Source organism: Herbaspirillum sp. SJZ107 (assembly GCF_006715485.1).
Lineage (GTDB): Bacteria > Pseudomonadota > Gammaproteobacteria > Burkholderiales > Burkholderiaceae_D > Telluria.
This window is the reverse complement of the sequence record NZ_VFNH01000003.1, coordinates 461,333-481,337: the sequence shown is the minus strand read 5'-3', so window position 1 is coordinate 481,337 and position 20,005 is coordinate 461,333. Positions and strand designations below refer to the sequence as shown.

At 67.9% G+C, this 20,005-nt stretch carries 14 protein-coding genes; 8 read left to right on the top strand and 6 right to left on the bottom strand.

Annotated elements, in window-relative coordinates:
* The first annotated feature begins 174 nt into the window (after positions 1-174).
* Both sodC and FBX97_RS20225 read left to right on the top strand, forming a co-directional pair.
* Complete coding sequence (sodC, locus tag FBX97_RS20230) at positions 175-717, top strand: superoxide dismutase family protein (protein WP_141835822.1); 543 nt, start codon at positions 175-177, stop codon at positions 715-717.
* Positions 718-937: 220 nt separating this feature from the next.
* Entirely contained in the window at positions 938-2,509 is a 1,572-nt protein-coding gene (locus FBX97_RS20225; protein WP_185748670.1) for a hybrid sensor histidine kinase/response regulator, read from the top strand.
* A 73-nt stretch (positions 2,510-2,582) separates the two neighbouring features.
* Here FBX97_RS20225 and FBX97_RS20220 read toward each other — a convergent pair whose 3' ends face one another.
* From FBX97_RS20220 to FBX97_RS20210, 3 genes are all read right to left on the bottom strand, one after another.
* Positions 2,583-4,202, bottom strand: a complete 1,620-nt coding sequence (locus FBX97_RS20220; protein WP_141835815.1) for a M28 family peptidase — start codon at positions 4,200-4,202, stop codon at positions 2,583-2,585.
* A gap of 64 nt (positions 4,203-4,266) precedes the next feature.
* Positions 4,267-6,597 (bottom strand): M28 family peptidase, encoded by a 2,331-nt coding sequence (locus tag FBX97_RS20215; protein ID WP_141835812.1) that lies wholly within the window; start codon positions 6,595-6,597, stop codon positions 4,267-4,269.
* A 90-nt stretch (positions 6,598-6,687) separates the two neighbouring features.
* The gene (locus FBX97_RS20210) at positions 6,688-7,368 is read right to left on the bottom strand and encodes an energy transducer TonB (protein WP_185748669.1); all 681 of its coding nucleotides are present in this window, start codon (positions 7,366-7,368) and stop codon (positions 6,688-6,690) included.
* Between the two features lie 221 nt (positions 7,369-7,589).
* On the opposite strand from FBX97_RS20210, the gene FBX97_RS20205 reads away from it, so the two are divergent.
* The 5 genes from FBX97_RS20205 to FBX97_RS20185 are packed head-to-tail and all read left to right on the top strand — an operon-like array spanning position 7,590 to position 14,111.
* Positions 7,590-8,240: a response regulator transcription factor gene (locus FBX97_RS20205; protein ID WP_255517565.1), complete on the top strand. Its 651-nt coding sequence runs from the start codon at positions 7,590-7,592 to the stop codon at positions 8,238-8,240.
* 5 nt (positions 8,241-8,245) lie between these two features.
* The gene (locus FBX97_RS20200) at positions 8,246-9,166 is read left to right on the top strand and encodes a hypothetical protein (protein ID WP_141835798.1); all 921 of its coding nucleotides are present in this window, start codon (positions 8,246-8,248) and stop codon (positions 9,164-9,166) included.
* Positions 9,163-10,665, top strand: coding sequence for an ATP-binding protein (locus tag FBX97_RS20195; RefSeq protein WP_141835795.1), 1,503 nt, complete (start codon positions 9,163-9,165; stop codon positions 10,663-10,665). The genes FBX97_RS20200 and FBX97_RS20195 overlap by 4 nt, the downstream gene beginning before the upstream one ends.
* A gap of 31 nt (positions 10,666-10,696) precedes the next feature.
* Positions 10,697-12,385 carry a M14 family zinc carboxypeptidase gene (locus FBX97_RS20190; protein ID WP_141835792.1) on the top strand — a complete coding sequence of 563 codons (1,689 nt, stop codon included), beginning with the start codon at positions 10,697-10,699 and terminating at the stop codon, positions 12,383-12,385.
* Between the two features lie 22 nt (positions 12,386-12,407).
* On the top strand, positions 12,408-14,111 hold the full coding sequence (locus tag FBX97_RS20185) for a PQQ-dependent sugar dehydrogenase (RefSeq protein ID WP_141835789.1): 1,704 nt from the start codon (positions 12,408-12,410) through the stop codon (positions 14,109-14,111).
* A gap of 153 nt (positions 14,112-14,264) precedes the next feature.
* Here the strand turns inward: FBX97_RS20185 and FBX97_RS20180 are convergent, their stop codons facing one another.
* The 3 genes from FBX97_RS20180 to FBX97_RS20170 form a co-directional block, all read right to left on the bottom strand.
* Positions 14,265-16,073, bottom strand: a complete 1,809-nt coding sequence (locus FBX97_RS20180) for a DUF885 family protein (protein WP_141835786.1) — start codon at positions 16,071-16,073, stop codon at positions 14,265-14,267.
* An 80-nt stretch (positions 16,074-16,153) separates the two neighbouring features.
* The gene (locus FBX97_RS20175) at positions 16,154-17,284 is read right to left on the bottom strand and encodes a branched-chain amino acid ABC transporter substrate-binding protein (RefSeq protein ID WP_141835783.1); all 1,131 of its coding nucleotides are present in this window, start codon (positions 17,282-17,284) and stop codon (positions 16,154-16,156) included.
* 67 nt (positions 17,285-17,351) lie between these two features.
* On the bottom strand, positions 17,352-17,837 hold the full coding sequence (locus tag FBX97_RS20170; RefSeq protein ID WP_141835780.1) for an Lrp/AsnC family transcriptional regulator: 486 nt from the start codon (positions 17,835-17,837) through the stop codon (positions 17,352-17,354).
* Between the two features lie 152 nt (positions 17,838-17,989).
* Between FBX97_RS20170 and FBX97_RS20165 the strand changes: the two genes are divergently transcribed.
* On the top strand, positions 17,990-19,993 hold the full coding sequence (locus tag FBX97_RS20165) for an aminotransferase class V-fold PLP-dependent enzyme (RefSeq protein WP_141835778.1): 2,004 nt from the start codon (positions 17,990-17,992) through the stop codon (positions 19,991-19,993).
* Positions 19,994-20,005: the final 12 nt, after the last annotated feature.

Genomic DNA, 20,005 nt, shown 5'->3' with positions numbered 1-20,005 from the left:
ACGCCAACTTGAGGGCGATTCCAACGGCGTTCCAATCGAATTTGCGAAGCGTTAAATGGAAACGGTTCGAAATTTCTAGCAGTCTATAAATAGTCCCGCGCTGGCGTCCGCCACCCATCCATTGCGTGATTTACACTATCCCGGCTCGATCATCCCAACCTGAAAGGACACACCATGAACATTCGATCGGCCGGCATCCTGCTGGCATCTGCACTCGTCGCAGCCGCCTCCGGCGCCAACGCCCAGTCCACCGACAAGCTGCAGGCGCCGATGAGCCTGGCAACGCCCAGCGGTCCCGGCAAGATGATCGGCACGGTGACGGTCACGGAATCGAAGGATGGCCTGGTCTTCACGCCGGCGCTGACCGATCTGCCGGCCGGACCGCATGGCTTCCACGTGCACGAGACCGGCAGCTGCGACGCCAACCAGAAGGATGGCAAGCCGGTGCCGGCCGGCGCGGCCGGCGGCCACTACGATCCGACCACCAGCAAGCACCACGCCGGACCCACCGGCGACGGCCACATGGGCGACCTGCCGCCGCTGGTGGTGGGCGGCAACGGCGGCGCCAGTGTCGCGGTGACGGCGCCGCGCCTGACCAAGCTGGCCGACGTCAAGGGCAAGGCCCTCATGATCCACGCCGGCGGCGACAACTACGCCGACAAGCCGGCGCCGCTGGGCGGCGGGGGGGCGCGCATCGCCTGCGGCGTGATCCAGTAAGCCGGTCGAACACCGGGCCGGGCAGGGGACTGTGGCCAAATTTGCCACAGTTTCACTCGCCATTTAACATATGCATGTTTTCTATTGATGATGCCTGATATCATCAACAGTTGAGCCTCAACCCCGCTCAAACCCTGAATGGAACGACATGCCCTGGCCTTTTGATCCCGCTGCGCCCACGCCCGTATTGGCGCGGTCCGTAAGCCACATGGAACTGCAGATGCGGTCCCATCCGTGGGAGTCGACCGGGGCCGGACCCGTGGCGCAGTGGCCGCTCGCCCTGAAACTGGCGGTGCGTGCGCTGCTCGATTCCTCGCTGCCGATGGTGCTGGCCTGGGGCACCGAATGCACCCAATTCTTCAACGACGCCTGCCTGCCGCTGATCAAGGACCACCACCCGCATCCGCTCGGCCTTGACTCGCGTGACAGCTGGCGCGCGCTGGTGCCGGACATCGACCGGATCGTGGCGCGCGTAAAACGCGGCGAGCCGGCCGAAGGCGCCGGCCTGGTGCTCGACATCGACCGCGCCGGCTACATCGAAACCTGCCGCTTCAACGACATCTACAGCCCGGTCTACGGCGACGCCGGCGTACCGCAGGGCGTACTGGCGACTTTCGTGGACACCGCTCAGGAGCGCGAGCAGATCCTGACCAGCGAACGCGCCGCCCGCGCCGAGGCCGAGCGCCACAACAAGATGAAGGACGAGTTCCTGGCGATGCTGGCGCACGAGCTGCGCAATCCGCTGGCGCCAATCACCAGCGCGGCCCAGCTGCTGCGCCTGCCGGAGGTCAGCGAAGGCCTGCGCCTGAAGGCCAGCAACATCATCTCGCGCCAGGTGCGCCACATGACGGAACTGGTGGACGACCTGCTCGACGTCTCGCGCGTCACGCGCGGGCTGGTCAAATTGGAAAACGAGGTGCTCGACCTGAACAAGGTCGCGATTGCCGCGGTGGAGCAGGCGCGGCCCCACATCGAAGAGCGCGGCCACACCCTGAGCGTGGACCTGCCGCCGCAGGCGGTGCCGGTCGAGGGCGACCGCACGCGCCTGATCCAGGTGCTGGTCAACCTGCTCAACAATTCGGCCAAGTACACGCCGCCGGGCGGCCGCATCGGGTTGACGGTGAGCGTGGCGGCCGATGCCACGGGCGGGGCGGCCACGGCGGCGGTGCGCGACAACGGCAGCGGCATCGACGCCGGACTGCTGCCGCACGTGTTCGACCTGTTCACCCAGGCCGACCGCACGCCGGACCGCTCGCAGGGCGGCCTCGGGATCGGGCTGGCGCTGGTGAAAAGCATCGTGCGCATGCACAACGGCCAGGTCGCGGCCTACAGCGACGGCCCCCAGCAGGGCACCACCATGACGGTGACGCTGCCGCTGGCGGATGCCGAAGTCGGCCAGGTGATCCGCTCGGGCGAGGGCAGCACCGAGACCCGTCCGCTGAACGTCACCATCGTCGACGACAACCTGGATGCCGGCCAGTCGCTCGCCGTGCTGCTGCGCGCGCATGGTCACGTGGTGCAGGTGCACGAGGATGCCGTGTCGACGCTGGACGGGGCGGACGCCGCCACCCAGGTCTTCATCCTCGACATCGGCCTGCCGGACATGACCGGCTACGAACTGGCGCGCCGCCTGCGCCGCAAGCCCGCGCACGAAAAGGCGGTGTTCGTGGCGCTGACCGGCTACGGCCAGCAGCGCGACCGCGAGCTGTCGCAGCAGGCGGGCTTCGATTACCATCTGGTGAAGCCGGTGGAGATCGGGAAGTTGACGCAAATTCTGGCCAGCGTCGTCTGATCCGTCGATCCGTCGCCCCTGCCTTCGCAGGGGCGACGTTCAAAGGTAGCGGGCTGGTGTCACGGGTTGTGGCTTACCGCTTCACCTTCCCAAACTGGTCCCCAGCCTTCCACCCCGGCATCTTGGGCGCATCCGCGATCATCCGCCCCAGGTTCAGCGCGAATTGCGCCTGCTGCACCATCCCCGACAAATCCCAGTTCGGATCGTATTCGTCGCCGACCTGGTGGTAGCGCGGGCCATAGGCCTTGCGCTTGGCATCGTTCGCTTCCTTGTCCTTGACCCAGGCGTGGCCGCCCTCGATCGAGAACGCCGGCACGCCGGCCTTGGCGAAGCTGAAGTGGTCGCTGCGGAAGTAGCCGCCGCCGAGGTCGGGACGCGCCGGCGCCACGCTCAGGCGCATTGCCTTGGCGGTGGCGGCGGCCATCGCGCCCAGGTCGCTGCGCTCGCTGCCCTGCACGCCGATGTCGGTGGCGGCGGCGACGAAGTTCAGGCTGTCCAGGTTGAGCGCGGCCGCGGTCTTGTTCAGGGGCCACAGCGGACGGGCGGCGTAGGCGGCGCTGCCCAGCAGGCCTTGCTCTTCGGCCGCGACCCACAGGAACATCTGGCTGCGCTTGGCCGGATGCAGCGCTGCCTGCTGGGCCATCGCCAGCAGGCCGGCGCTGCCGGAGGCGTTGTCGACCGCGCCGTTGAAGATGGTGTCGCCACTGTCACCCTGCTTGCCGAGGTGGTCCCAGTGCGCGCTGTAGATGACGACTTCGTCCTTCAGCTTCGGGTCGGTGCCGGGTACGATGCCGGCCACGTTGAATTGTTCGAGGGTGCGCACCGCCGCTTTGGTTTCGCCCTGCACGCGCGCGTTCAGCACGACCGGCTTGAACGACTTGTCTTCGGCCGCGGCGCGCAGCTTGTCGAGGTCCTGGCCGGCGGCGGCGAACAGGCTGCGCGCGGCCGCTTCCGTCATCCAGCCCTGCATGCCGGTGCCGAGGTCGGCGTCGGCCAGCTGGAAGCGCTCGGCGGTCCAGCTGTTCTGTACCACGCTCCAGCCGTAGGAGGCCGAGGCATCGGTGTGGATGAGGAGCACGCCGGCGGCGCCGCGGCGCGCGGCTTCCTCGAATTTGTAGGTCCAGCGGCCATAATAAGTGAGGCCGCGGCCGTTGAAGCGGTTCGGCTCCGCCGCCGTCGGCGCCGGGTCGTTGACCAGCATGACCAGCAGCTTGCCCTTCATGTCGACGCCCTTGTAGTCGTCCCAGCCGCCTTCTTCCGGCGCCTGGATGCCGTAGCCGACGAACACCAGTTCGGCATCCATCGCGTGCACCGGTTTGGCGTCGCCGGGCGCCCACACCCAGTCCCTGGCGAAGGCGAGCGGCAGCGGCTTGCCGCCGGCGGCCAGGGCCACCGAGCTGTCCTGCGGCTGCGCCTTGACGCCGGCGATCCTGACGCTCTGGCGGTAGCTGCTGCCGTTGGCCGGCTGCAGGCCGGCGGCCAGTGCCTGGTTCTCGAGGTAGACGACGGTCAGCTCGCCGCCGCGCTGGCCGGTGCCGCGGCCTTCGAAGGCATCGGACGACAGGGTGGCCAGGTGGGCGCGCAGCGGCGCTTCCTGGACCACGCCGGCCCTGTTGGCAGGGGCGCCGGCTGCGTGGGCGGCAAAAGCCAGCGCAAGGCTGGCGGCGACGGCGGTGCGAACGATCTTGTGCATGGAATCCTGACGCGTGAATGAGTGAAAGGCGCATGCATTGTATTGCATACGCTTCCCTTCAAAATCACTCGATGCGCAGGATGTCGGCCGATATCGTGGTGCCGGTGAGCGGCAGCAGCGCCGGGCGCATGGCGGCGGGACGCGGCGGCAGGTCGCGCTCCGGCACCCCCGGCAGATATTCCTGGACGAAGACCGTGAACGCCGGATCGCCGTAGAAATCGAAGGCGAAGCGCAGGTCCTGGTCTTCCATGCCGTACAGGTCGATGCGCCAGCCGCGGTAGAAGGTGTCGGTCAGCACGCGGCCATTCAGGCTGGCCTGCTTCGGCCCGGCGCCGTCGATGCGCAGCGCGATATGCGGCGCACGGTTCTTCGAGCGCAGCAGGAATTCCACGTGCTTGGTATCGCCGCGCCATTCGAGCTTTTCGATGAGCAGGTGGGGATAGGCGATGGCGTCGTTGCGCGGCGCTGCCGCATACCAGACCCGTTTGCCACTGGGGCCGAACAGATAGGGCAGCTGGTAGGGATGCAGGGTGTTCGGGAACACGCTGCGGGTCCAGGGATCGAGCGGCACCGGCGGATACAGCCAGAACGCGCGCCAGCTCGGGGTGTCCTTGAAATACACCATCTGGTTCGGCGTCGGCATTTCCGGCACCCGCGGCGTGGCCAGGTAGGCGAGGACAATCGATGCTGCGGCGGCCAGCAGCAGCGGACGCACGACGAAGCGCGCGCCGGCCTCGTGCAGCAGCAGGCCGCACAGCCCGAGCAGGGTGAAGACCAGCGCCGCCGGCAGCACCAGCCAGGTGGGCGATACCAGCCCCAGGCTGTCGCGCAGGGCGGGCACGATCAGCACCGCGGCCGGCAGCGCCGCCAGCGCCGGCAGCGCGACCCTGTGGTTCGCAAAGCGCTTCGACAGCAGCATCAGCAAGGCGCCCTGCGCCGCCAGCAGCGGCCACGCCAGCAGATAGCTGGCGCCGGGCGCGCCCCAGCTCACGGCCACCAGCGCCAGCGTGGCGACGCAGAGTACGCCCAGCAGCATGCACAGGGCGCCGAGCCGTGCCTGCAGCCTGCGCTGCACCACGATGAAGCCGGCCGCCAGCAGCAGGGCAAAGGCCAGCACCTGCCAGCGGATGCCTTCGTCGTCGGCCAGCACGGCGGCGTCCCAGCGCCAATCCAGGCCCGGCAGCGCGCCGTGGCCGAGGTGGACGATGAAGGTGACCAGGGCACCCATGAACAGGAAATTGAAGCCGGCGTGGATGATGTCGGTGCCGGCGACGCGGGCGCGGCGCATGGTGCTGCGGCACACCAGCACGCTCAGCACGCACGCCAGCACGGTCAGGGGCCAGACCAGCGCATACGGGTAATGCACGATGCCCAGGCCGGGTACGGCAAAGAACACCTGGCCGCGTGCACCCGGTGCCGGCAGCGGCCTGTTGCCGGCCTCGCGCAGCAGGGCCAGCATGGTGTTGCCCTCGTGCTGCAGGCTGGCGCCGGACAGGCGCTGCGGGATGTCGTGGACGGCGCCGCGTCCGAGGGTGCCGCCGCCGGTCGCGAACTGCAGCACGGAAGCGCTGTTCGCATGCAGCAGTCCATCGGTGTTGCGCGGCCGGATGTCGGCATACAGCTCGGCCATGAACGAATTCCCCTGGGGCGCCGGTGCGGCGCGCGCAAAGGCGGCCAGGGCGATGCCGTCCGCGTGCGCTGCATCGACCAGCGCCAGCGGCCCGCGGTTGCCCGGGTTATCGAAGCGCAGCAGCAGGCGTACGCGGCGTGCCCACGGATGCGAGGCCAGGAAGCCGCGCGTGCCGAGCGCTTCGCCGCTGTCGGCGTCGGTGAACACGAACAGCACGTCGTTGTCGAGCGGCGCTCCAGCCTGCAGCACGCGCAGCGCTTCCAGCAGCGCCGCGGCGGACATGGCGCCGTCGGCCGCGCCCAGCGTGCCTGCGCCGGAATCGTAGTGGGCGGTGGCCATGATGGCCGGGGCGTCGCCGGCGCCCGCTGCATGGCCTTTGGATGCGCGGCCGGGCTTGCGCACCACGATATTGTGCACCGTCGCCAGCGTCACGCGCACGGTGCGCATCGGACCCTCCGCCGCCGTCTGCACGGTCTCGGTCTGGATCGCGGGTTCCAGGCCCAGGCTGCGTACCTGTGCGGCGATGTAGTCGCGCGCGGCGGCGTTGGCGCGGCTGCCGGCCGGCCGCGGCGCCTGCGCCAGCGCGTTCACGTGGGCCAGCGCGCGCGCCGCCACGAAGCCGGATGCAGGCGCTGCGGCCGGTGCAGGGACTGCATGGGGGCGCAGCGACAGCCAGCCGATCAGGACGGCGAGCACCGCCAGCGACAGCGCCACGGCGGCAGGATTCACGCCCGGCATGCCGGGCAGAGTTGGATCGTGACGCATGCTGGTTCCCTTGGCATAAAAAAAGCCCGCCGGTCCGAGGGGGTAGGGCGGGCAAAAACGGGTTCGATGACCTTCGGTGAGGCGGTCGCGCTAATCGAGGGTCCAGACGTAGGCCAGCTGCGCCCAGCCGGCTTCCGCCACGCCGTTGTTCGAGGCCGGCTTGAAGCGGCACAGGCTGAGGGCATTCACGGCGGCGCGGTCGAGGTCGCGCGAGCCGCTGGACCGCTCGATGCGCGACGAGGTCACGCGGCCGTCGGTGCCGACCAGCAGCGCCAGCAGGGTGGTGCCGCTGATGCCTTCGCGGGCGGCGCGCACCGGGTAGTCGGGCAGGGCGCAGGCGTTCGGGTCGGCCAGCACCGCCGTGCGTACCGGATTGCCAGCAGCCTTGGCCTGCGACCCGGCGGGCGCCGTATCCGGCACCGCATGTGCCGGTCCGGCCGTCGCCGGCGCGGGGTCGGGCGTGGTAGTGGCATGCACCGGCGCCGCATCCGGCGGCGCTGACACGGACACTTCGGGTTCCGGCATCACCAGCGTGGGCGGCACGATCTTCGGCAGCAATTGCGGCGGCATCGGCAACGGCGGCTGCGGCGGTGGCGGGTCGACGCGCTGCGGATCGAGCATGACCAGCACTTGCTCGTTGATCCGCGACAGGGAAATGTGGCGGCTGTTCATGGCGTGGATGAACAGCGCGCCGATTGCGACATGCAGCCCGGCGACCAGCAGGAACTTGCCGGCCTTGTTGCCACCCTCGTTGGTATGAGAAAACTGCATGGCCATCCTCCTTGTTGGTAGGTGTTGGAATTACTATATGCTAGGTCCTAGCAATTTGCAAAGGGATTTAATAGTAGTCTGTAATTCCACAAGTTGTCAGATCGCTTCTGCGGGCTTTGTATGGAATAATCGGGGCGCGCCTGCTGCGGCTTCGATGCCGTGGTAGGTGCAGGTGCCAGAGATTGGCAAGCCCAAGTCGACGAATGCCCGGAGAATGTAAAGTGCAGAAAGACCAGAAGCCGATCCGCGTGATGCTGGCGGACGACCACCCGATCGTGATGACCGGTTTCGCCATGTCGCTGGCGGCCCAGGGCATGGAAGTCGTGGGCCAGGCCAAGACCCCGAGCGAGGCGGTGGCCATGTATGCGGAACAGAAGCCCGACGTGGCGGTGCTCGACATCCGCTTCGGTACCGAGCTGACCGGCATGGACGCGGCGCAGAACATCCTGAAGGCCGATCCGCAGGCGAAGATCGTCTTCCTCAGCCAGTTCGACCAGGATAGCCTGATCAAGGAAACCTACCGCCTCGGCGCCCACGCCTTCGTCACCAAGGATTGCGACCCGGCCGACCTGGCCGACGCGGTGCGCCACGCGCATGGCGGCAAGCTGTACTTCCCGCCGCAGATCGCCGAGCGCCTGGCCAGCATCGCGGTCCGCGGCGACGTCTCGCCGCAATCGCAGCTGGACGAGCGCAGCCTGGAGATCTTCCGGCTGATGGCGGAAGGGCTGACCAACAACGAGATCGCGGAGCGGCTGAATTTGTCGAGCAAGACGATCAGCAATATCAGCCAGTCGGTGAAGGAGAAGCTGGGGGTGCATCGCCAGGCTTACATCACCAAGCTGGCGGTGAAGCATGGGTTGATCGAGCCCTGACCGCTGTGCGTCAGCTGCTCGGCACATTGCTCCTGTTGGCGGCCACGAGCGCCCAAGCCGCCAAACCCGACCCCGTCCACGACTACGGCTTCCAGATCGTGGCCGCCGACGACAGCGCCATCACCCGCCGCATCAGCGAAGACCTGGTCAAGCGCCTGGTCCCGATCTTCGGCAAGTTCCGCACCGAACTGGCCCAGCGCCGCCGCACCCTGTACGTCGCCATCGGCCCCAGCGCGCTGCGCGACGTGGCGGCGCGCCGCTGCGATTGCGTGGTCGTTTCCGCCTTCACATCGAGCCAGGTCTACCGCACCATCGCCGCCCGGCTGGCGCCGACGCAGGCGGCGGCGATCACGGCGGTGTACGCCGAACCGGCCCCCGCCGACCAGCTGCGCCTGGCCGCGCTGCTGTACCGGCGGCCGGTGCGGGTGGCGGCGCTGCTGGGCGCCGACACCGCCTTCCTGAAGCCGGCGCTGGCGCTCGACAAGGTCACGGTGCTGGACGCCGGCCAGGGAGACAACAGCGGCGGCAGGAGCGGCGACGACATCAACGACCTGCTGAACCGCATCGCCCAGACCGACGTGCTGCTGGCGCTGCCCGACGCCGCCATCTACAACGCCGAGAACTTCCGCAACATCCTGCTCTCGACCTACCGCCACAAGCAGGGCGTGATCGGCTTTTCCGCCGACATGGTCAAGGCCGGCGCGCTCGGCACGACCTATTCCGAAGTCGAGGACATCAACACGCAAGTGGCCGAGATCGCGGCCGCCTACGTCGCCGGCGGCCAGCTGCCGGCGCCGCAGTTCCCGCATTACTTCCGCACCATCGTCAACGAGGGGGTGGCGAAGTCGCTCGACGTGACCGTGGACGACGCGGCGCGCCACTTCGCCCGGCGTCCTCCGGGCGCGAAACCGGCGCCGCCGCCATGACACTGCGCTTCTGGCGCGGCTGGAGCATCGGCCTGCGCATGGCCTTCATCACCATGCTGCCGGTGGCACTGCTGTTCTCGGCCTTCGTCGGCTACTCCTGGTACGCGCACCGGGCCCAGGTCGACGAGGAACTGGCCGAACGCGGCCGCATCCTGGCGCGCGCGCTGGCCGAGACCAGCGAGTACAACGTCATCTCCGGCAACCTGTCCGACCTGCATCTCACCATCAACGGCCTGGTCCAGTCGGACACCAGCGTGTACCGCATCGACGTGGTCGACACCGCCGGCCGCAACCGGGTCGGCGTGGTGTCCGAGCACCCGATCCTGCCGCAGCCCGGGGGGCGCTGGTACGAAGCGCCGATCCGCAAGCAGGTGGTGTGGATCAACCTGTTCTCGGATAACGGCACGCCGCACGTCTCGGCCTCGAGCGACATCCGCCCGCCGACGATGACCAGCGAAGTGGTCGGCCGCGTGCGCGTGACGATGTCGCCGACCAACATGCTGGCCAAGCAGGTGCAGCGCTTCCGCATCGAGCTGGCGATGGCGGCGCTGGCCCTGATCGCCAGCGGCGCGCTGGCTTTCATCCTGGCACGCAGCCTGACGGTGCCGCTGCGCGAAGCGATCGCGGTGCTGCGCCGCATCCGCGGCGGCAACGTGCGGGTGCAGCTGCCGGTGACGACCGGCGGCGAGGTCGGCGAGCTGCAGGCTTCGATCGGCGAGATGTCGGTGGCGCTCGACGACGCCAGGCGGGACCTGGAAAACCGGGTGGCCGAGCGCACCCGCGACCTGCTGGCCTCGCGCAACGAAGCGCTGCGCGCCGACGCCGACAAGAGAAAACTGATCCAGAAGGTCAACAGCATCATCGAGGACGAGCGCAAGTCGATCGCGGTCGAGATCCACGATGAACTCAACGCTTCCCTGATCGCGGTGCGCCTGGAATCGCAGACCATCCAGCTGCTGGCCAACAAGGCGCCTGCCGGACCGGAAGTCGAGCAGATCGCCGCGAAAGCCCAGGCCATCACCAAGCTGGCGCTCGACCTGTACGCCAACGGCCGGCGCCTGGTGCGCAGGCTGCGGCCGGAAGTGCTGGACATGCTGGGCCTGCACGGCGCGGTCGAGGAAATGGTGAATCACTACCGCAGCGCCGGCGTGGTGTTCGATTTCCATACCGAAGGCGATTTTTCGAAGATCGGCAACGAGCTGGCGATTTCCGCCTACCGCATCGTGCAGGAAGCGCTGTCGAACATCATGAAGCATGCCGGCGCCGGTTACGCGCGCGTCAGCCTGGTGCTGTCCGAGGCCAGCGATGCGCTGCAGATCGAGGTGCAGGACGATGGCGAAGGTTTCGATCCGGCGCTGGCGTCGGAAGGCATCGGCATCATCGGCATGCGCGAGCGCGTGTTCGCGCTCGGCGGCAGCATCCAGGTACGCTCGACCCCGGGCGAGGGCACGCTGGTGGCGATCGCGCTGCCACTCGGGGGTGCTTCTGAGGTATCTTAGCGATCTTGGAAACACCCTCACCGCACACACCATGTCCAATGAATTGAAGACGCCTTTCGAGAAGGGCAACCAGAACCAGACCACCACCTGGGCCGACTGCATCGCCTGGTACGAAGACCTGGCGCGCCAGCATCCGCGCGTACTGCGCTTTTCCCGGATCGGCACCTCGGATGCGGGCGTGCCGATCCACGCCGGCGTGGTCAGCAGCGATGGCGCCTTCAATTGCGGCGAGATCAAGCGCGAAGGGCGGCCGGTGTTCTTCAACAATAACGGCATCCACCCGGGCGAACCGGAAGGCGTCGACGCCTGCATGGCGCTGGTGCGCGACTTCTGCCTGGAGCCGCAGCGCCTGGCCGCGCTGGGCAAGACCGTGTTCATCTTCATCCCGCTGTACAACGTCGACGGCGCCTTCAACCGCAACAATACCTCGCGCGTGAACCAGGACGGCCCCGAGCAGTTCGGCTTCCGCGGCAACAGCCGCCACCTCGACCTGAACCGCGACTTCGTCAAGTGCGACACCCTCACTGCGCGCGTGTTCAACGAATTCTTCACGGCCTGGGACCCGGACGTGATGGTCGACACCCATACCTCCAACGGCGCCGACTACGCCTACACGATGACGCTGATCCACACCCAGGCCGACAAGCTGGGCGGAGATCTGGGCGATTTTCTGCGCGATACCATGCTGCCGCACATGTACGCCGAGATGGACCGGCGCGGCTGGCCGACCTGCCCCTACGTGAACCCGGTCAAGGACAGCCCGGACGATGGCATCGCCGAGTTCCTGGAGACCGCGCGCTTCTCGACCGGCTACGCGGCCCTGCACCACACGATCGGCTTCATGCCCGAGACCCACATGCTGAAGCCCTTCGCCGACCGCTACCACTCGATGCGCGCGCTGGTCGAGACGGCGCTCGGCTTCACGGTCGCACATGGCGAGCGGATCGTCGCGTTGCGCCGCGCCGCCAAGGACCAGGGCCGCACCCGCCGCGAGTGGCCGATCCACTGGAACATGGACGCATCCAGCCCATCCAGCTTCCGCTTCAAGGGCTACGAGGCAAAGTACAAACCCAGCCTGCTGGGCGACTACCAGCGCCTGTGGTACGACCGCAGCGCGCCCTACGAAAAGGACATCCCGTACTACAACCGCTTCCCGGCCGACATCGTGGTCTACGCGCCGCGCGCCTACGTGGTGCCGCAGCAGTGGCGCGAAGTGATCGAGCGCCTGCAGTGGAACGGCGTGCGCATGGAGCGCGTCGAGTCCGAGCGCGAGCAGGAAGTGGCGTGCTACCACGTGAAGTCGGTGACCTCGCGCCCGAACGCCTACGAAGGCCACATGTTCCACGACGACGTGCAACTGGAGCGCGGCTGCGCCAGCGTCACCCTGCGTGCCGGCGACCACATCGTCTGGCTCGACCAGGACAATGCGCGCTATGCGGTCGAGATGCTGGAACCGCTGGGCCACGACAGCTTCTTCCGCTGGGGCTTCTTCAACAGCGTCCTGGAAAAGAAGGAAGCATATTCGGATTACGTATTCGAGGACGAGGCCGAAAAGCTGCTGCGCGAGGAACCTGCGCTGGCGGCGAAGTTCGCCGACTGGAAGGCCGCCAACCCGGCGCTGCTGCAGGACCAGGGCGCGGTGCTCGACTTCATCTTCGCCAACTGCGCGCGCTGGCGCGAGCCGGAGTGGGGCCGTTATCCGGTCTTCATGATCGATTAATCTTGTAGAGGAAAGAGGAGACATGCATAAAACGATTCCGGCGGCGCTGACCGCCACCTTCGGCTGGCTGGCCATCGCCGGCGCCGCCGCGGCCGCTCCCTCGGCTGGCCAGACTTATTTCGAGCGCAACTGCGCCAGCTGCCACACGGCGGATGCAAGCATGGGCTCGCGCGCCGGCCCCGGCCTGTTCAACGTGGTCGGGCGCAAGGCGGCGGGCGTCCCCGGCTTCAACTACACCGACGCGCTGTCCAAGGCCGGCGCTGCCGGCAAGACCTGGACCAGGGAGGAACTCGACGTCTTCCTGCGCGACCCCAGCAAGGACGTGCCGGGCACCGCGATGCCGATCGGGATCGCCGACGCGAAACAGCGCGCCGCCGTGATCGATTACCTGGCCGGTCAACACGGCAAGGTGGCCGCTGCCGCCACGGCAGCCGCGCCGAAGGCGGCCGGCGGCGACAAGGCCGGCGCCTGGACCGAAGACAAGCCGGGCGACCTGCACCATATCACCGTCGCCAGCCTGGTACAGCCTTTCGCCAGCGAGAGCGCCGGCAACGGCCCGAAAGTGGCGGCGCGTCCGGACGGCGCGCTGCCGGCGGTGCCGAAAGGCTTCAAGGTCACCACCTTCGCGGCGGATAGCGGCAAGGCACGCCTGGCGCTGCGCGCGCCCAACGGCGACATCCTGCTGGCCGACACCGGCAAGGGCCAGATCACGATCCTGCGCGCCAAGGGCGGCGGCGACAAGGCCGACAGCGCCAGCGTGTTCGCCAGCGGCCTGTCGCGCCCCTACGGCATGGCGCTGTGGCCGTCCGGCCCGAATCCGAAGTACCTGTACGTGGCCAACGTGAACTCGGTGGTGCGCATCCCGTATGCGCCGGGCGACCTGAAGGCCAAGGGCGAGCCGGAAACCATCGTCGACAAGCTGAGCGACACCACCGGCGGCCACACCACGCGCACGCTGGCGTTTTCAAAAGACGACAAGACCCTGTTCGTGTCGGTCGGGTCGGCCACCAACATCGCGTCCGGCATCGGCAACAAGCCGCCGCTCGCCTTGCCCGAGTGGGAAAAACGCCATGGCCTGGGCGGCGCCTGGGCCGAAGAGACCGACCGCGCCACGGTGCTGGCCTTCGACCCCGACGGCAAGAACCGCCGCAACTTCGCCAACGGCCTGCGCAACTGCGTCGGCATGCTGGTGCACCCGGATACCGGCGATTTGTACTGCAGCGTGAACGAGCGCGACGAACTGGGCGACAACCTGCCGCCCGATTACGTCACGCGCGTAAAACAGGGCGGTTTCTATGGCTGGCCGTGGTACTACCTGGGCGACCACGAAGACCCGCGCCTGAAGGGCATCCGCCCCGATTTGAAAGGCAAGGCGATCATGCCCGACACCCTGATCCAGGCCCACTCGGCGCCGCTGGGCATGGTGGTGTACCACGCCCCGGCGGGTGCGAAAAACGCTTTCCCGAAAGAGTACGACGGCGACATCTTCCTGGCCCTGCACGGCTCGTGGAACCGCGGCATCCGCACCGGCTACAAGGTGATTCGCGTGATGATGAAGAACGGCGTGCCGACCGGGCAGTACCAGGACTTCATGACCGGCATGGTGCTGAGCGACCGCGATGTGTGGGGGCGGCCGGCGGCGGTGACGGTGGCCGCGGATGGGGCGCTGCTGGTGGTGGACGATGCGGGCGGGCTGGTGTGGCGCGTGGCGCCGGAGAAGTTATAACGCCTCTTTAAGCGTTTCCGCATGAACGTCGTTCCCGCGCAGGGGGATAGCTGCGCTATCCCCCCAAGTTTTACGCGCCGACGTAACGCAGGCAGAACTTGGGTCCCCGCCTTCGCGGGGACGACGTTGGCATATTTCGCCACTATTCCTTGATCACTTGGACTCGGCAATCCACCGATCCACCTTCTTCTCCAGCAGCGCCAGCGGCAGCGTACCTTCCCCCAGCACGATGGCGTGGAACGCCGGCAGGCTGAACTTGTCGCCCAGCGCCGCCTGCGCGCGCGCGCGCAGTTCCTGGATTTTCAAGGCACCGATCTTGTAGCCCAGCGCCTGGCCCGGCCACGCCATGTAGCGCTCGGTCTCGCTGCGGGCGATCGATTCCGGATAGCCCAGGGTGTCGCGCATGTACTGGATCGACTGCTCGCGGGTCCAGCCCTTCGCATGCATGCCGGTGTCGACCACCAGGCGCACCGCGCGCAGCATCTCGTCGTTCAGGTGGCCGAAATAATCTTCCGGCTTGTCGAACAGGCCCATTTCCTTGCCCAGGGTTTCGGCGTACAGCGCCCAGCCTTCGGTAAAGGCATTATTAAAATAGTACTGGCGGAAGGTCGGCAGGCCCAGTTCCTGGGTCAGCGCGATGTGGAAGTGGTGGCCCGGCTGGCCTTCGTGCAGGAACAGCGTGACCATGCCGGTGTCGCCGTACTGGGTCGGGTCGTTGACGACCGACCAGAACACGCCCGGACGCGAACCGTCGGTGGCCGGCGGAGTGTAGTGGTCGGACGCGGTGGCGCGCGTCAGTTCCGGTTCCAGGCGGATGTCGAGCGGGGTCTTCGGCCGCAGCGAGAACAGCGCCGGCAGCTTGGTGTTCAGGGTGGCGTTCAGCTTGCGGTAGACGGCGATGATCTCGGCTTCGGTCTTGAACGGCTTGTACTTGGCCTGTTCGCCGACCCAGGTCGGCAGGCCGCTGGGCGCACCCGTATAACCCATCTGCGGGCCGATGCGCGCGTATTCGCCCTGGATGCGCGCCACTTCCTTCAGGCCCATCTGGTGGATCTGTTCCGGCTGCAGGTCGGTGGTGGTCTGGCTGGCGACGCGCGCCAGGTACCAGTCCATGCCCTGGGGAAGCGCGCTCCAGCCGGTGCTGGTGCGGCAGGCCGGCAGGTATTCGGTCTCGAGGAAGGCCGACAGGCGCGCCAGCGCCGCGTTCAGCTTGCCGTCGATGGTGGCACGGTAGGCGTCGGCCAGCTTCTTCTTGTCGGCGTCCGAGAAGGTCGATGGGAAGTGCTTTACCGGCGCGTAATAAATGCTGTCCTCGGCCTTGGCCGCGACCAGCTGCTTGAACTGGGGCAGGGCCGAGACCATGACCGCCTTCTGCAGCACGACGCCACGCTTCATCCCCTCGCGCATGTTGGCGATGGCCTGGTCGATCCAGGGCGTGAGCTGGTTCAGGCGGCTCAGGTAAGCCTGGTAATCCTTGACGGTCGCCAGCGGCTGCGCGCCCTGGCCGCTGGAGTAGTTCGCCAGCGTCACCGGCATCGCGTCCATCTGGTTCAGCGGCAGCAGGTGCTCGGGGAAGGCTTCCATGCGCAGCGTGGTGCGCAGGTCGAAGTCGAGGATGTCGTAGCTGGTCTGGTCGCGCTGCGCCAGGCGGTCGCGGCGGATCGCGTGCAGGCGCTTCAGCATGTCCTTGTACAGCGCGAACTGGCGCGCGCGCATGTCGGGTGCGATCGACATGCCGATCTGGTCGGGGAAGCGCGGGTCGCCCGCTTCGCCGGCCATGACGGGATCGAAGCGCGCTTGCGCGTTCCAGTAGTCGTCGCCCAGCTTGGCCAGTTGCTTCGATGCGGGGCTGGCGGCAGTGCTGGCGCCGGCCGGCTTGGCGCTGGTCTGGACGGCGCCGGCGGGCGCGCAGGCGATGAGGCAGGCGGCGGCGATCGCGCCCAGCTTCAGGAAGTTCTTCATAGGTGATCTGCTTGGTGGGAAAAATAAGGCGGCACAAGGATAACCCTTGCACCGCCCGTCGCCCAGTCTTTACTGGAAAATCAGTAGTTTGCCAGCGGCGCCAGCTGGCCACCCTTGAAGGTGTACACCGTGACCGCGGTCTGTTTCAGGTTGCCGCTGGCATCGTAGCCGTAGGTGCCGGCCACGCCCGTGTAGCTGGCGCTGTGCAGGACCTTGCCGACCGCGCCGGCGTCGACGCTGTTCGCATCCTGGATCGCCTTGGCGATGAACATGGTCTGGTCGTAGAAGGCCGGCGCGTACACGTCCGGCTCGCGCCCGAAGCGCCCCTTGTAGCGGGTCTTGAAGGCCGGGCCGCCGGCCTGCTTGTCGAGCATGGCGCCGGCCTGGGCGCACAGTACGTTGGCGCCGACCGCGTCGCCGCCTAGCTTGGCCATCTCGGGGCTGCACAGGGTGTCGCCGCCGAGCAGGCGCACGTTCGCCATGCCGAGCTGCTTCATCTGGCGTGCCATCGGCGCGCCCTGCGGGGCGTAGCCGCCGAAGAAGATGGCGTCGACCTTCTTGGTGCGGAACGAGGTCAGGATCGAGGCGAAGTCGCTCGCCTTGTCGTTGGTGAATTCGCGGCCGGCGACGGTGAGGCCGGAAGCGCGTGCCTGACGTGCGAATTCGTCGGCGATGCCTTGGCCGAAGGCGGTGCGGTCGTCGATCACGCCGACCGTCCTGATCTTGAGCGCCTTGGCCGCGTACGAGGCCATCGAGGCGCCGACCTGGGTGTCGCTGGCCACGATGCGGAACACGTTCGGATAGCGCGCCTGCGTGATCTTGGGGCTGGTGCCGACGGTCGACATCAGGATGCCGGCATCGTGGTAGACGCGCGAGGCCGGAATCGCCACGCCCGAGTTGTAGGGGCCGAGCACGAACTTGACGCCGGCGTCGGCGAACTTCTGGGCCACGTTGACGCCGGATTTCGGGTCGCCCTGGTCATCCTCGGACATCAGTTCGAAACGCAGGGTCTTGCCGCCGGCCTTGATCTTGCGGGCGTTGAGTTCCTCGAGCGCGAGGCGCACGCCGTTCTCGTTGTCCTTGCCGGCAAATGCGTTGGCGCCGGTCAGCGGGCCGCTGAGGCCGATGCGCACGGGCTGGTCCTGGGCCAGGGCGCCATGGGAAGCAGTGGCCAGCAGCGTTGCGGCCAGTGCGAGTGAAGCGATTTTCATTCTTGACGCATCTCCGTTCTAGATTCCGACGGGCGCCATCATCGCACGATTCGCGCTGGCCGCGGCATCAGGCCGGCAGGCCGTGCGAGATCAGGTCCAGCGGCAGCGCGGTGGTGTACTTGATCTGCTCCATCGAGAACGCCGACGAGACGCCGGACAGCTGCGCGGTCTTGATCAGCTTTTTATAAAAGCGGTCGTAGCCGCCGATGTCGGTGGTGACCACCTTCAGCAGGTAGTCGACGTCGCCGCTCATGCGGTGGAATTCGAGCACTTCGGGCAGGGCAATCACGGCCGCGGCGAAGCGCTCCAGCCATTTTTCGTCGTGTTCGACAGTGCGCACGCTGACGAACACCGTCACCGGCAGACCCACCTTGTTGCGGTTGACGATGCTGACCCGGCTCTCGATATACCCCTCTTCTTCCAGGCGCTTGACCCGCTTCCAGCAGGGGGTGCTGGACAGCCCGACCTTCTCGCTCAGCCCGGAAATCGACAGGGTGGCATCCGCCTGCAGCGCCGCGAGGATGGCGCAATCGTATTTGTCGAGTGAGTTCATTTTATTTTCCTGCCGGTATGAGAATAATTGTTCTGTGAGGCTGGCAAAACTGATGAGATTTTAGTACATCTTATCCTGCATGAGTCCGTAACATATTACTCAATATGGCGCCACTCGCGCACGATTATTTTTGGACTTTTGGCAATTATTTCATGAGCCACCTTTCCCACGCTGACGAACTCTATCTCGACGCCAACGCCACCTCGCCCGTGCTGCCCGCCGCCATCGCGGCCGCGCTGGATGCCATGGGCGGCCGCTTCGGTAATCCCAGCAGCAGCCATGCGGCTGGACTGCGCGCCAAACAGATCCTCGACGACACCCGCGCAAGGGCGCGCCGCGTGATGAAAGCAGGGCCGGGCCGGGTGCTGTTCACCAGCGGCGCCACCGAGGGCATCCAGACCGCCGTGCTGTCGGCGCTGTGCGCGATCCGCGAACGCCTGGCTGCAGGCGATACCTGCGGCGACCTGCTGGTGTATGGCGCCACCGAGCACAAGGCCGTGTCGGAAAGCCTGGCGCACTGGAACCGCCTGCTCGGCACCGGCTTGACCCTGCAGGCGCTGCCGGTCGATGCCGATGGCCGCCACCGCCTCGACATCCTGCGCGAACTGGCGCCACGCGCGGCCCTGGTATGCACGATGGCGGCCAACAACGAGACCGGCGTCATCTCCGACCTGGACGGCATCGCACGCACGCTGCGCGAACAAGGGCCGCGCGCCTACTGGATGGTCGACTGCGTGCAGGCGCTCGGCAAGCTGCCGCTCGACCTGGCCGCGACCCGCATCGACTACGCACCGTTCTCCGGCCACAAGCTGTATGCGCCGAAGGGCATCGGCATGCTGTACGTACGCGACGGCGCGCCCTACACGCCGCTGATGATCGGCGGCGGCCAGGAAGCCGGGCAGCGTTCCGGCACCGAGAACATGGCCGGCATCGCCGCGCTGGGCGCGGTGCTGGCCGAACTGGAGCAGGGCACGGCCTTCCGCAGCCACGCCGGGATGGCGGCCATGCGCGACCGGCTGGCAGCGGCGCTGCTTGACGCCTTCCCCGGCATCGTGTTCAACGCGCCGCTGGCGCAGGCGCTGCCGACCACGCTGAACTTCGCGGTGCCGGGCCTGGCGTCGAAAGACCTGCTCGACCTGTTCGATGCCGCCGGCCTGCGCGTCAGTGCGGGGTCGGCCTGCTCGGCGGCCAAGGCCGCGCCCAGCTACGTGCTGGCGGCGATGGGCTTGCCGCTGTGGCGCAGCAGCGGCGCCGTGCGCCTGTCGTTCGGTCCGACGGCCGGCGACGATTTCATCGACGAAGCCTGTGCGCGCATCCGCCGCTGCGGCCAGGCGCTGCGCGCGCCGCTGCTGGCGCCGTCACCCTTGAGCGGCGCCGCGCACGGCCTGCTGCAGGTGAGCGCCGAAGGCCGCCACGGCTGGATCGCCTTCGACCTCGATGCCGGCGTCGGCGTGGCGATCGATCCGCCGCTGGCGCTGGCGCCGCGCATCGCGGCCCTGGTTGGCGCGCGCGGCCTGCGCGTGGCGGCGGTGCTGGGGACCGGCGCCGATGCGGAGGGGGCGACGGCCCGTGCGGCCCTGCGTGCGGCGCTGGGACAGGCACCGGCCGATCCCGGGCCGCTGGGCTGGCCGGACAGCGAAGCCGCGATCGCGATCGGTGGCCGGGTGCTGGCGCGCCTGGCGTCGAGCGGCACGCGCATGGCTTACCTGCTGGAGGCGGCCGACGGCGGCTGTATCGCCTTTACCGGCGATACCGACAATCTGCCGCGGCCTGCGGCCTTGCTGTGCCATGGCGTCGATCTCGACGGCCAGGCATTCCGCACCGGGGCCGCCACCACCGCCGAGGGCGCCACCGCGCAGCTGGCGCCGGCGGAACTGGCGGCCTTTTTGAAAACCCACGCCGATGCCTTGCTGGTCGACGTGCGCGAACAGCCGGAAGCCGACGCCGGCGCATGCGCACTGCATGGCCGCAGCGCGCTCAACCTGCCGCTGTCGCGCCTGGCCGAGCACCTGGCATACCTGCTGGCCACGCCCGAACGGCCGCTGGTGTTCGTGTGCCGCAGCGGCAACCGCAGCGCCCGCGCCGCGCTGGCCCTGCGCCGCGCCGGCCACGCGCAGGCGTGGACGCTCGCCGGCGGGATCGCGCTGGCGCAGTGATCCCATGCGGAA

Bases quoted from the DNA above. Each gene is read 5' to 3' on its own strand.
- sodC (WP_141835822.1), top strand. From the start codon at position 175: ATGAACATTCGATCGGCCGGCATCCTGCTGGCATCTGCACTCGTCGCA.
- FBX97_RS20225 (WP_185748670.1), top strand. From the start codon at position 938: ATGCGGTCCCATCCGTGGGAGTCGACCGGGGCCGGACCCGTGGCGCAG.
- FBX97_RS20220 (WP_141835815.1), bottom strand. From the start codon at position 4,202: ATGCACAAGATCGTTCGCACCGCCGTCGCCGCCAGCCTTGCGCTGGCT.
- FBX97_RS20215 (WP_141835812.1), bottom strand. From the start codon at position 6,597: ATGCGTCACGATCCAACTCTGCCCGGCATGCCGGGCGTGAATCCTGCC.
- FBX97_RS20210 (WP_185748669.1), bottom strand. From the start codon at position 7,368: ATGCAGTTTTCTCATACCAACGAGGGTGGCAACAAGGCCGGCAAGTTC.
- FBX97_RS20195 (WP_141835795.1), top strand. From the start codon at position 9,163: ATGACACTGCGCTTCTGGCGCGGCTGGAGCATCGGCCTGCGCATGGCC.
- FBX97_RS20190 (WP_141835792.1), top strand. From the start codon at position 10,697: ATGTCCAATGAATTGAAGACGCCTTTCGAGAAGGGCAACCAGAACCAG.
- FBX97_RS20185 (WP_141835789.1), top strand. From the start codon at position 12,408: ATGCATAAAACGATTCCGGCGGCGCTGACCGCCACCTTCGGCTGGCTG.
- FBX97_RS20180 (WP_141835786.1), bottom strand. From the start codon at position 16,073: ATGAAGAACTTCCTGAAGCTGGGCGCGATCGCCGCCGCCTGCCTCATC.
- FBX97_RS20175 (WP_141835783.1), bottom strand. From the start codon at position 17,284: ATGAAAATCGCTTCACTCGCACTGGCCGCAACGCTGCTGGCCACTGCT.
- FBX97_RS20170 (WP_141835780.1), bottom strand. From the start codon at position 17,837: ATGAACTCACTCGACAAATACGATTGCGCCATCCTCGCGGCGCTGCAG.
- FBX97_RS20165 (WP_141835778.1), top strand. From the start codon at position 17,990: ATGAGCCACCTTTCCCACGCTGACGAACTCTATCTCGACGCCAACGCC.